General features: G+C 37.3%; 12 protein-coding genes and 1 pseudogene. 11 read left to right on the top strand and 2 right to left on the bottom strand.

Annotated elements, in window-relative coordinates; all coding sequences use genetic code 11:
• Both BQ9856_RS25800 and BQ9856_RS18895 read right to left on the bottom strand, forming a co-directional pair.
• Positions 1 to 84 (bottom strand): annotated as a pseudogene (locus BQ9856_RS25800) (metal-dependent transcriptional regulator); the annotation flags it as partial.
• Positions 85 to 194: 110 nt separating this feature from the next.
• Positions 195 to 812 carry a recombinase family protein gene (locus tag BQ9856_RS18895; protein WP_077612411.1) on the bottom strand — a complete coding sequence of 206 codons (618 nt, stop codon included), beginning with the start codon at positions 810 to 812 and terminating at the stop codon, positions 195 to 197.
• Positions 813 to 1301: 489 nt separating this feature from the next.
• Here BQ9856_RS18895 and BQ9856_RS18890 point away from each other — a divergent pair, with 489 nt between their 5' ends.
• The 11 genes from BQ9856_RS18890 (at position 1302) to BQ9856_RS18840 (ending at position 12014) form a co-directional block, all read left to right on the top strand.
• Entirely contained in the window at positions 1302 to 2324 is a 1023-nt protein-coding gene (locus BQ9856_RS18890; RefSeq protein WP_077612410.1) for a GGDEF domain-containing protein, read from the top strand.
• An 81-nt stretch (positions 2325 to 2405) separates the two neighbouring features.
• A complete protein-coding gene (locus BQ9856_RS18885) occupies positions 2406 to 3455 on the top strand; it encodes a DNA adenine methylase (RefSeq protein WP_077612409.1) in 1050 nt (349 codons plus the stop codon).
• The gene (locus tag BQ9856_RS18880; RefSeq protein WP_077612408.1) at positions 3446 to 4294 is read left to right on the top strand and encodes a DNA adenine methylase; all 849 of its coding nucleotides are present in this window, start codon (positions 3446 to 3448) and stop codon (positions 4292 to 4294) included. Before BQ9856_RS18885 ends, BQ9856_RS18880 begins: the two co-directional genes overlap by 10 nt.
• Before the next feature lie 921 nt (positions 4295 to 5215).
• Positions 5216 to 5728 carry a hypothetical protein gene (locus BQ9856_RS18875; protein WP_077612407.1) on the top strand — a complete coding sequence of 171 codons (513 nt, stop codon included), beginning with the start codon at positions 5216 to 5218 and terminating at the stop codon, positions 5726 to 5728.
• 329 nt (positions 5729 to 6057) lie between these two features.
• The gene (locus BQ9856_RS18870) at positions 6058 to 6858 is read left to right on the top strand and encodes an ABC transporter permease (RefSeq protein WP_139348733.1); all 801 of its coding nucleotides are present in this window, start codon (positions 6058 to 6060) and stop codon (positions 6856 to 6858) included.
• Complete coding sequence (locus BQ9856_RS18865; RefSeq protein ID WP_139348732.1) at positions 6831 to 7955, top strand: hypothetical protein; 1125 nt, start codon at positions 6831 to 6833, stop codon at positions 7953 to 7955. The genes BQ9856_RS18870 and BQ9856_RS18865 overlap by 28 nt, the downstream gene beginning before the upstream one ends.
• The gene (locus BQ9856_RS18860; RefSeq protein WP_077612404.1) at positions 7936 to 8619 is read left to right on the top strand and encodes an ABC transporter ATP-binding protein; all 684 of its coding nucleotides are present in this window, start codon (positions 7936 to 7938) and stop codon (positions 8617 to 8619) included. Before BQ9856_RS18865 ends, BQ9856_RS18860 begins: the two co-directional genes overlap by 20 nt.
• 227 nt (positions 8620 to 8846) lie before the next feature.
• The gene (locus BQ9856_RS18855; RefSeq protein ID WP_139348731.1) at positions 8847 to 9350 is read left to right on the top strand and encodes a hypothetical protein; all 504 of its coding nucleotides are present in this window, start codon (positions 8847 to 8849) and stop codon (positions 9348 to 9350) included.
• A 462-nt stretch (positions 9351 to 9812) separates the two neighbouring features.
• Entirely contained in the window at positions 9813 to 10133 is a 321-nt protein-coding gene (locus tag BQ9856_RS18850) for a hypothetical protein (protein ID WP_077612402.1), read from the top strand.
• Between the two features lie 138 nt (positions 10134 to 10271).
• Positions 10272 to 10763 carry a hypothetical protein gene (locus BQ9856_RS18845; RefSeq protein ID WP_159442037.1) on the top strand — a complete coding sequence of 164 codons (492 nt, stop codon included), beginning with the start codon at positions 10272 to 10274 and terminating at the stop codon, positions 10761 to 10763.
• A gap of 348 nt (positions 10764 to 11111) precedes the next feature.
• Positions 11112 to 12014 (top strand): helix-turn-helix domain-containing protein, encoded by a 903-nt coding sequence (locus tag BQ9856_RS18840; protein ID WP_235839251.1) that lies wholly within the window; start codon positions 11112 to 11114, stop codon positions 12012 to 12014.
• Positions 12015 to 12033: the final 19 nt, after the last annotated feature.

The raw sequence follows: 12033 nt of genomic DNA, 5'->3' as shown, positions 1-12033 counted from the left end.
CGCCACGCTGACGCTTGGCTTGGAAAATTCCAATTCTCCGGCGATGTCGATGGAACGCACATGACCATTGCGCTGCTGCAGCATCAGGATAGCTTCCAGATAGTTTTCGGCAGATTCCTGTATCTTCGTATCAGCACCTTCTTTCAAAATTCAATATAATCTCTTCTTATTTTAACACAGATTGACAGGAATTTTCAAGTTAAGTCCTCCTTTCTATTGTTCTGGTGTTTTTTTATCATGGTCCGGAACTGGCTGACCGTGATTCCAAGGGCATTGCTTGCGGTGCGCAGCGTATATTCACGCTGTTTCCATTTTTCGTAAACCGGGTAAAATTCATCAGGAAGCGGGGAGGGAAAGCGTCCCAGATGCTTGCCCTGGGCTTTTGCGATGGCAATTCCTTCCGCCTGCCGCTGCTTGATGTTTTCCCTTTCTGCCTGCGCCACGTATGAAAGAAGCTGCAGGACAATATCGGAAATGAGTGTTCCGATCAGATCCTTATTGGTCCGGGTGTCAAGAATAGGCATGTCAATAATCACAATATCTGCTTTTTTTATTTTGACAATTTCTCTCCATTCCTTCTGGATATCCTCGTAATTCCTGCCCAGACGGTCAATGCTTTTAATGACCAGGACGTCCCCTTCCTTTAATCTTTTCTTTAATTTCTGGTACTGCGGCCGGTTAAAATCCTTACCGGATAATTTATCACAATAAATATTTTTTTCTAAAACCCCCCATTTCAGCAGTTCTACCAGTTGCCTTTCTATATTTTGATCGAGGCTTGAAACCCTAACGTAACCGTAGAAATTATTCATAATTATATAAAACCTCCTGTCGTTTATAGTATGGCAGAAAGAATAAATTTTAAAATGAGACAAGCATACCATATTGCTAAAAAGGTGTACCTTTTTAGCAATATGGTATGCTTGCCAAACGAGTAAAATAAACCATAATATATTATAATAGAAATTTCGACGGATTTCAACACAAATATGGTGGAATGATTTTCTCTGTAACCAATGTAAAAAGGTACACCTTTCTGACACGGAACGTATTAATTAATTACGTTCCCCCTATTTTCTTTTCAAAATCCATACTACATAGATTCAACTCAGGATAAAAATGGTTCGAAAGGGGAGTGGTAATATGGTCCCGAACAAAAACATGAGAAAAATTTTAATTTTTCAAACAGCCGGGAAAACGGCTGGGAAAAAATATGTGGCAGCAGATATCGATTGCCGGACCGGCGGTTACGTACATGCAGGTCCGAGACAAAGGTTAATCATTGATCGAAGGTGTAGTGGATGACAGAAAAAGATCTTTATGTTCTTCTTGAACAGATTCGAAGTATTATTTTAAATAAGCCGGCTGACAAGGAACAGGAAGAAAAAACACAAGTGGCTTTGGAATTGCTGGGAGACTTTTCAAAGGCATTTCATGAAATGGTGGTCCGGCTGGAAAAAAGAGAAAAGGAATTAAAGGATGAGGCAGAAAAAAACAAACGTTTTAATACGCTGTTAGTATCCATTATGAACAGCCTGAAAGAGTGGGTTGTGGTCACGGAAGAAGAAACCGGAGAGGTATTATTTACGAATGAACTGGCAAAAAAACGGTTTTTTGATTTTCAGAAAGGCCAGTATGCCTGTGGAGGAGAATGCCCCCTGATGTCCCGGCTTAAGTCCTATGCCGGGCTGGAACATGAATTGCGTTATGAGTTCAAGTGTTTCCGCAACAGAATATTTCAGGCGAAGTCTTATTCTTTGCTGTGGGAGGATAAAAAAGCAGTGGTACATCTTATTACGGATATTACATACCAGAGGGAAAATGAAGCATTCTTAGAAGTTATGGCCTATAAGGATGAATTAACAGGACTGGATAACCGGCGCAGCTGCCTGCGTACCATTGATGCATATATACAAAAAGAGATACCATTTACACTTTGCATGATCGATTTGGATGGGCTCAAATCCATCAATGACCGGTTTGGGCATCTAAGCGGGGACGAGTATATAAAGCTTGCGTCAGAAGCCTTGAAAGAAACTGCCGGTGACACTGATTTCACCTGCCGTTTCGGCGGCGATGAGTTCGTTGTACTGTTTCCGGATTGCGATGAGCAGACAGCAAAAAGGAAGCTTGCCATGATCGACCGGAAAATATCAGGCAGCAAAAAAGGATATCCGATGTCCGTCAGCTATGGTACGGTCTATGTCGTGAAGGGGACACATATGTCACCGAAGGCCGCTTTGGATATGGCCGATGAAGAAATGTACCGCTTTAAAAGGCACCGTAAGGAGAAAAAGAATCCGGAGGCCGGCAACAGAATTTAGAAGGTTCAACTTTTCTTGTGTTTTTTTCAATTTTACATTATAATGATATGCAGGTTAAAATGAAATGGGAGCAAGAAAAGAATGAGATTTATTGGAAGCAAGACATTGCTGCTGGACCAGATCAAACAAGTCATTGATGAAAAGGCACCAGAAGCCGAAAGCTTTTGTGATATATTTTCTGGAACCGCCGCGGTTGCCAGATATTTTAAACAGTGGTACCAGGTCTGTTCCAATGACCTGCTGTACTTTTCTTATGTGCTGCAGCGGGCTACCGTTGAAAATGACAGCATGCCTGGGTTTGCCCGCCTGCGGGAAGAAACCGGGATCAGTGACCCGGTGGACTATTTTAACGGCAGGGAGAAGAAGGATTTAGAGGAGCTGCCGGAGGAACGCCGCTTTTTCCAGAATACCTATGCTCCCATTGGCGGCCGCATGTACTTAAATGATGACAATGCTCTTCGGATTGATTTTGCCAGGTGTACCGTGGAAGACTGGAAGGCAGCCGGACTGTTGAGTGAGGACGAGTATTATTATCTGGTTGCCTGCATTGTGGAGGGAATCCCCTTTGTATCCAACACCTCGGGAACCTACGGTGCGTTTCATAAGACATGGGAGAGACGCAGCTGCAAGCGGTACGAGCTGTTCCGCCTTCCCGTGACGCACAATGGAAAACAGAATCAATGCTATAATGAAAACGGGGCAGAGCTTTTAAAACGCATTGATGGAGATATCCTTTACATCGACCCGCCCTACAATGCCCGCCAGTATCTTTCCAATTATCATGTCCTGGAAACTGCTGCCAGGTATGATTATCCTGATGTACGGGGCGTCACAGGTCAGCGGTCTGATGAAGGGCAGAAATCGGATTTCTGCATGAAGAACCGGGCGGTTCCCGCGTTTGAAGAACTGATCCGGAATGCCCGGTTCCGCCATATTATATTGAGCTACAGTACGGACGGGCTCATGACGTTGCAGGAAATTGAGGAAGCCATGAAAAAGTACGGTAAACCGGAAACCTTTCAAATCTATGAAATTCCCTACCGGAGATATAAGAGCCGGAAGGTGAAGGAAACAGAACGGTTAAAAGAGCTTCTGGTCTATATAGAAAAGCAGGTGCCGCCATGTACATAAAAAGTCCTCTTAACTATACCGGAGGAAAATACAAGATCCTGGAGCCTGTTTTTCATGCATTCCCGAAGGATATCCGCACGTTCGTGGATGTCTTTGCCGGAGGCTTTAACGTGGGGATCAATGTAAAGGCAGAACGGATTATCTGCAACGACCAGATCACTTATCTGATTGAGCTGTTTGAGATGTTCTCGTCAACGGATACGGCCAAGATCCTGGACCGGATTAAAAACCTGATCCGGAAATATGAGCTGACCCAGCAGAATAAAGAAGGCTATTATGCCCTTCGGGCACACTATAACAAAACAAAGGATTTAACAGCGCTGTTTGTGCTGGCCTGTTATGCCTTTAATCATCAGATACGCTTTAATAACAGCCATGAGTTCAACTCTCCTTTTGGGCGAAACAGAAGCTCCTTTAACAGCAGCATTGAAAAGAACTTAACGGAATTCTGCCAGGCCCTTCATGAAAAAAACATTGAATTTTCCAATGTGGATTTTATGGAACTGGATCTAACCGGCCTTGGACCGGACGATCTGGTTTACTGTGACCCGCCGTATCTGATTTCTACGGGAAATTACAACGATGGGAACCGGGGGTTCAAGGACTGGAAGGAAAAAGAGGAACGGGCGCTTTTAGATCTTTTGGACCGGTTAGACGAACAGAGAACCAGGTTCGCCCTTTCCAATGTCCTGTATCACAAGGGTTTATCCAATGATCTTTTAATTGAATGGAGCAAGCGGTACCGGATCCATTATATTGATAAGACCTATTCCAACTGCAATTACCAGTTTAAAGAAAGGGATGCGGTTACGGTTGAGGTGTTGATAACGAATTTTTAATATGTAGTGTAAAAACAGATTCTGTTGGGAGGCTCCCTGGAATCTGTTTTTTAATAGAAAAGATCTTCTTTTTTCTACGTAGCGAAAGAATAAAGTGTAAATTTTGGCACTTAACGTGTATAATTTTGGCACTTGGGTTGAAAGTTGTCTGAAGTGGGTATATGCTCAAATTGCTAGGGTGTATCTGAAAACTCATAACCCTTATACTATTTGCACGAAGTGAATATGGAAGCACAATAAACAAAAGTAAGAAAAGATATTGCCAGTTTATCATACTGAGTTGCAACTCTACGAAATCATATCACATTACAAGGTAGTGATGTTGGATAATAAATATAAAATTTCACCATTTACTACATCTAAACACACCATTCACTACAGAAGATTAAAAAGACTTTAAAATCATGGTAGAATATTTTTAAGTTATTGATTGTTTTTTCTTAAAAACAACTATATTAAGAAAGTCATCGGGTGACTTACGTAGAGATGGGGGATATGTAAAGATAGTTGAATAAATAAACTGATTTTTAATAAAACCGCTTTATCTACGGTAAAGATTGTAAATATGCATTTTCAGTGGCCGCAGTAATACAGGCGTTTACTCCTTTGAACAGACTAGAATGCCAAATGGATGGAGGGATACCAATACGGAGATAATTTTAAAACAGAAAAATGCCTTATCAGTATAGGCATTCCGTATTGATACAAAATTATAACTCATCAGACAGCTTTGTTAGCATTTCATCAGATGATTATGAGAAAGGGGGGATTCCATTGCACAATTTGTTACAGTTTGGCCTAGCGACCGAGGCAGCCATTACAGTTTGGGTTTTGACTAAAGTAACTATCGACTTCTGAATTTAGCAATATGAAAGTGAAGATAATTCAGAAAATACAAAATGTTAAGAATGAGGTGCTTTTATGAAAAGAAAGAAAAATGGTTTGATTTCGTTGCTTCTAAGTATTTGTATGTTTATTACAATGGCTTTTTCTGCTTATGCGGCCGAAGGTCAGAATGACGAACAGCTTCAGCCTGGCTGGATTAAAGTAAATGAATATCGTTATGAAAATCCGACCACCGGAGAATACTTTGTAATTCATCCTAATTTAGCTCGGGCTTCCAGCACCAGCGTAACATTTGATTTTAAAATTCAATATTCTTTTGATTGCCCAACTAAATTTAATGCATCTGGCACAAGTGCAAGTGTTAAGTCAAGTGCTCATGTAGAGGATAGTTCTGGCGCATGGATAGGTGGTACATCATATGGATATGCTATATATGTTGGTTCGAAAAAGGCATCATTCACTACCGGAAACTCTTCAGCTACGAAAAAAGTGTCTGGCTTAAGAAGCGGAAGTTCTTATACACTAAGTGCCAGTACCTTAAACAAAATGGGCAGTTATTATGTTGTAGGAAGTGCCACCGTACAGTAAATGTTCTATACAATATCACATATTAAAAAGGTGTCCCAAAAGCTAAATTTTAATTACGCCTAATACAATTATAGTACACTTGTTAAATATTGTATGTTGCATTGAGTGATAAGAATAATTGCCTTTGGGGCGCCCTCTTAATTAAATAGGTAAATAAAATGAAACATTCCACCTTCTATTTAAAGGGTTATTCTAAATTACTTATCAAATACATCCTATATGACCTGAAAATATTATCCTATATTTTATTAATTCTGGTCGCGGTCTTCTTTTATATTGGTTTATTACTTCGAAGTGAGGCTGATAAAATTTTAGAGGAGTATGGCGGTTTGAAAGAGATTAAAATGACAACTGCCATAGAGCCGAGCTATAACGGCATTCCTCAAAAGGACCTTCAAATATTATTAAAGATATTTAATGAATATAAGATTGAAAATATAAAGGAAATATGGCTTAATTTCCAGCCGCTAACGACTGTTGGGGTGCAATGTCCGGAAGACGCCCCGGCATATGACAGGAAGATTGAGGGGAGAGAGTTTACAAAAGAGGAATTAACGGATGGAGATGAAGTGATTATTTTAAATCTAGAAGATTATAAATGCTATTTTTCCGATTATCGTATCGGGGATTTCATATCACTTGGTAATGAGGATTTTCAACTGATTGGCGTTTCTTATACTGCTGAGCAGTCCGTTATACCATTTAATTGTGTATTTAACAATAATTTAAGCAATTCGTTCATTTGCGGACATCTTGTTTTAAAAACGAAATTTCCTGTAAAAAAAAGAGAGATTGTCAAAGAATATGATCGACAAACCGGGATTGAACAGTCAGATAGACCGTTTGTGATAAATCCAGTCTTTTGGAGGGTAATTGAGGATATATTTAATAAGATACGTGATTATGTTATATCAATAATTTTAATCATTGTGTTTTGCAGTTTTGCAGTTTTTCAAACATGTCATATTTTATATCATAAAAACCTCAAACATCAGCCGGCTTTTCAGTATACCGGAGGTTCAAAAGATTTTTTAAAATTAATAATAGGCGGCGAATTATTCACCATAATAACCGTATCTATTATTTTAAGCAGGATACTTTTATGGGGAGAGATGTTATGGGGGAAATAATACATTTTCTTTATTTGATATATAAAGGTTTCAAAAGGCCGTTGTATTACTGTACGGCTGTTTCTATTGCATTAGTAGTCTATTTGAATTTTTGTTTGACTCAGTACAAAAATCTGGAGCATCGGCTGAAAGTTCTGGAAGAAGTCAATTATTCAAATATTTATAAGGTAACATTTGTAAAACCAAAAGATAATGATTATGTAAAAATCATCAAGGAATTGGATTCTAAGCTGAAAGAGAATGCTGCTGTTTTAGATTTTACCAGAAATCCTCTGTATACAACAATTAAAAAAAAACACATCGTAAAAATTCGCACGGTATCAAGGGAGGAAGCTTCCTTGTTCCATATTTTTGAAAATAGGGACATAAATGGTGATGGATATTCAGCTATCATTTCAAATGATTTAAAAAGTAAATTCAAATCTGGTCAGAATTATACGATACCCGTAGGTATGTATGTCAATGGGGTGGACCAAAAAGTTAAAATAAATGTATCTGGATATAGTAATAATCTTTTGATTTTTTCAGGAGGGAATTTCTTAGAGGAACCAGATAATCAAATATTAGTATATGATCCTGATAATACATTACCGGTTCATACAACTTCGTTCTTTGAGCCTACTTTTAATGTGTTTCTCTATATAGAAAATTACGAAGAAGTGTTAAACATATTATCTGGATATGACTATATTAATATTCAGAAGATACAGGACAGCGTAGATTCCTTTTCTGATTTTAAATTGACCTTATTGCCGTCGTATTTCCGGTTTCTGATTTTAGGAATTGTCATATACATTTTGCTGTATGTCAATTTATATATTCTTTTTTATTTTAAAAAGAAAAACTACATTAAAACATTCTCTATCTGCAATCTTAACCGAAAGTTTTATATGAAATGTATCGGAACGGCCAATGTAATACAATTATTCGTTGGTTTTATTGTAGGCCAGACTATCTGGATCCTTTACTGCAAATTCGGTCAAACATTTTATACGCAAAATGGACTTTATATTTTTATTACGCTTTTTATGATTCATTTTTGCGCATTTATTATATTAAGCAGGGGGTATTCTTACATTGTACGAGCCAGTCATTGAAGTTAAAAATCTTAGTAAAACTTACAATAATAGCAAATTCTGTGTGCTGGAAAGAATCTCCTTCACTATGGGAAAGGGTGGCTTAAATGCTATTGTGGGGGAATCAGGCTCTGGAAAATCGACTTTGCTGAATATTTTATTTGGACTCACTGAATACGAAGAAGGAATATGTAAAATAAACGGAACTATTTTACAAGACCTTAATTTAAAAGATCGCCAAAAATTCAGGCATAATTTTTTAGGATATGTTCCACAGGACTATGGATTAATTGAAGAGTGGAGTGTATATGATAATATTACTCTTCCGTTCATGTTTTATAAAAACAATTTTTCGAAAACTGAATCTCATATAAAGGATATCCTGAATAGTATACATCTTGATAAATCCGATTATATTCATAGGAAAGTGTCCTTATTATCCGGTGGTGAAAAACAACGTGTTGCAATCGCCAGAGCACTGATCACAAAACCGCAAATTCTCATAGCAGATGAATTGACAAGCGCACTTGATTATAAATTGAGTATGGATATTCTGTCTTTATTACAGGAATTATGCAATGCGGGATATACAATTGTTTTTTCTACTCATGATGATAATCTATTGAAGCATTGTGATAAAGTTATATACTTGAAAAATGGAAAGATATATAATTCTTATACTTGAGTTATTCATGATAACCTACCCAATGGTGCTCAGCACCGTTAGTTACTGTATTTTCATCTTTTATTGCTCTCGCTTAAAAAGTAAAGACCAAACAATAGAAAAAGAGTTCCAACTTTATTAAGGCATGTTTGAAAACTAAGGGCTACTATTATGCGGCGAGTCTTTCATTTCTTTCCGGTTTGTCCAGTGATCATGAACAGGAATTGAGTTCCTTTAAAGAACAGCTTATGAGTTACGATCAAGGGATTCAGACGTGTCAGGACATTGTAAATGGTAATGCAGATCTACCGGATGGTGTTGCTATGGATGATATAAAAAAGTTGTTGACTGAAACACAACAGGCTCGTGAAAAATATCTAAAAGATGGATGCGAAAAATTAAACAAATGGGACCTATACAAGAGCGACTTCTTTAACCGTACCGTTAATAAAGTATTTGGAGAAAATAAATTTTCCGATTCAGATGAGGGGAATTGGAAAATTGATGCAACTGCTTCCGATATTTATGCTGAAATTGACAGGTTAGCAGAATCGACAAGAGGAATAACCCAGACTCTTAATGAAGGAATTAGCCGGATATATGATATTCTTGAAAAAAAGGGATACGGTGAGGAAAAGTATAAACTCCATCAAGCCATGTTACAGAAGAACGGAAATACATTCCCTGATAACGAAAGTGTAAATTCTTTGCAATTATTCCTGGCATCAATGAAAAGTGAAGTTATATCCTAAGGGAAAAGAATTTAAAAGGTGGATGGAACAATCAAGATGATATGACTCTTTAGATGGATGTTTATAGCATTTGTTTTATTGGGTACAGTTTGTAAATAAGAGACCATAGACAAAGCGACTCCAGGCATCCGTTCCTGGGGTCGTTTCTTCTGTGTCACAATATTATTTTTCCGATTCCTTCTCCACCCTGATCTCTCAGTGGATCAGGAAAGTAAGCGCCGCCCGCAGGACGATGATGCCGGCTACGTTTGCCTATTCTGAGTTTCTCAAAATAATAATTTTATCATTTTAAATTTATATATTAACTACATTGAAAAAGTGAAAGATAGTGTTACAAGTTATAAGTCTAAAACGTAATAGGATGACAGTACCTTTATTCATCTTTCGATAATATGAAGCAAATATTAAGTAATACACATTGAAAATGATTTTAAGGTAATTAGGATGAAATCAGGGGGAAATATGCAAATAGTTATTGTATTGGTTTTGATTACATTTATGACTCTTTTTTTGAACATAGAAAGAAATTTCAAATTAAAAGGAATAAAAAACAATAAGGCTGAGATAGCTAAGTCATTTGGTAAAAAAACTGAAAATCAATCTTTTGAAAGAGAATTGATAGAAGTATATTGGGAGGTTGAATCAGCAAAGCTAACTGAGAATGATCGGATTGATGATATTACTTGGTATGATCTGGAAATGGATCAGATTTATTGTATGATAAATAATTGCAAATCGTTTGCAGGGGACAACAGAAGAGGCTACGAGAATATTCCTAAGTGATAATAAGATAGTTTAAGTGTGAATATTGAAAGTGAGAAGAAAATATGTATTGAAATGAAGAAATTGCTTTATAATAAAACGGCAATTTTCTGGTTATCATGAATATACAATTAGTACTCAGGCGTAGGGATTGTTTAAATGATTTTAAATAGAAATAACCGTATATATTTTACTTTCGTGTGGATTTTTTCTGTTTTAACGTTATTTTTACATATGGCTGCGTTAAAACTTGTGTACAATTCAATAGATATATTGCTGAGAGCTAATCAAACAACATCGCAGGAAGTAAAAAAAGAGATGGCTTTACAAGTTGATAATTTGAAAAGGTACTCTGATTATTATACAAATGTGTTTTTTTTATTTTGCTATTTATTTATTATTTGTGCAGGAATTGTATTGGTGTTAAGAAAAGTAAATTTAAAGGTTTTTTTGCGTGGATATTTAATATTTGGAGAGGTTCAGGTTATCGGGCTTGCTTTATTCATTCAGATTTTTAATAAGTATGGTTTAACAGAGGGATTTGGCAGATTAAGAACGGTTCTTCGTCATAAATTATTTTGGACTATCGCAATACTTCTTATAATTGTTTATTTGTTGTATGGATATCTAAAGAAACATGGGGATTTGTAGTATTATGATTATAAAGGGGGGAATCATCTTTTAGATTCTGTTAAAAGGGCAATTATCTATACCAAGTTTAAAGAACGGGATGCGGTTACGGTCGAGGTGTTGATAACGAATTTTTAATATGTGATGTAAAAACAGATTCTGTTGGGAGACTCCATGGAATCTGTTTTTTGATAGAAAAGATCTTCTTTTTTCTACGTCCTCAATTGTAAAATAACTTTCCCGTCTGAAAGGGAAAGATAGGTACAAATATTTGAAAATAGCATAGAGAAATTCGTGTTACAAAAAGGCAGGGCGCAGTCCCTGCCTTTCGTGATATATTGAACTTAGCCGGTGGGGAAAGGATACACTATGGCTAAGTTTTTACCTTATGAAGACCGTTTGGAGATTAAAAGTGGACTGAAGGAGGATCTGACTTTTACCGAGATAGGCAAGAAGCTGGGGAGGGACAGAACTACTATTACAAAAGAAATCCGCAACTATGCAGTAGAGCAATGTACAGGATATTCAGTCTATCCCCATAATGTATGCAAGTATCGAAAAGGATGCAAGAGAAAAAAAGTGTGTGGAACAAATGAATGTAAGCATCCAATGGTAACCACATGCAGACAGTGTGAGCGTCTGTGTAACAGGTATTGCGAACAGTTTGAGGAAGAAGTATGTACCAGCAGATTTAAAACCCCCTATGTATGTAATGGATGCAGTGAAGTGAAGAAGTGTACACTGACGAAGACAATCTACGACGCATTGGAAGCCCATCGTCAGGCATCTGAAAAGATTGCGGAATCAAGAAGTGGGATTCTTTCCACGGAAGGAGAAATTGTCAGACTCAATGAGATCCTGGTTCCGCTGATCAAACAAGGCCAGTCCATACATCAGATATATTTAAATAATAAGGATGAGCTGACGTGCAGCGAGAATACTTTATACAATTACATAGATGGAAGTCTGTTTGATGTGAGGAACATTGATCTCCCAAGGAAAGTAAAGTATCGTCCGCGTTATAAAAAACCAGAACTGAAGGTAGACAGAGGCTGTCGTGTAAGAAGCAAAGGTGGAAAGGTTCTGCTTACGGTATTCTTTGTAGAAACGTCCTTGATGCTTGCATTCCTAAGAGATGCCAATACCTCTAAGTCAGTAATCGATATTTATGATGAACTATATCATAGGCTGGGAGGACAGGACTTTCGAAAGTTGTTTCCAATCATTTTGACAGATTATGCCGAAGAAAAAACTATGCCGAAGAATTCCTGAGAATTGCTTAGAAAATACT

The sequence above is a fragment of the Clostridium sp. Marseille-P2415 genome (assembly GCF_900155545.1).
Taxonomy (GTDB): Bacteria; Bacillota; Clostridia; order Lachnospirales; family Lachnospiraceae; genus Lacrimispora.
The sequence above is the reverse complement of the archived record's forward strand: the minus strand, read 5'-3'. Positions and strand labels throughout refer to the sequence as shown.

Coding starts and splice junctions, on each gene's coding strand:
- BQ9856_RS18875 (WP_077612407.1), top strand. CDS start 5,216: ATGAAAAGAAAGAAAAATGGTTTGATTTCGTTGCTTCTAAGTATTTGT.
- BQ9856_RS18855 (WP_139348731.1), top strand. CDS start 8,847: ATGAGTTACGATCAAGGGATTCAGACGTGTCAGGACATTGTAAATGGT.
- BQ9856_RS18880 (WP_077612408.1), top strand. CDS start 3,446: ATGTACATAAAAAGTCCTCTTAACTATACCGGAGGAAAATACAAGATC.
- BQ9856_RS18850 (WP_077612402.1), top strand. CDS start 9,813: ATGCAAATAGTTATTGTATTGGTTTTGATTACATTTATGACTCTTTTT.
- BQ9856_RS18840 (WP_235839251.1), top strand. CDS start 11,112: ATGGCTAAGTTTTTACCTTATGAAGACCGTTTGGAGATTAAAAGTGGA.
- BQ9856_RS18895 (WP_077612411.1), bottom strand. CDS start 812: ATGAATAATTTCTACGGTTACGTTAGGGTTTCAAGCCTCGATCAAAAT.
- BQ9856_RS18890 (WP_077612410.1), top strand. CDS start 1,302: ATGACAGAAAAAGATCTTTATGTTCTTCTTGAACAGATTCGAAGTATT.
- BQ9856_RS18865 (WP_139348732.1), top strand. CDS start 6,831: ATGGGGAGAGATGTTATGGGGGAAATAATACATTTTCTTTATTTGATA.
- BQ9856_RS18885 (WP_077612409.1), top strand. CDS start 2,406: ATGAGATTTATTGGAAGCAAGACATTGCTGCTGGACCAGATCAAACAA.
- BQ9856_RS18845 (WP_159442037.1), top strand. CDS start 10,272: ATGATTTTAAATAGAAATAACCGTATATATTTTACTTTCGTGTGGATT.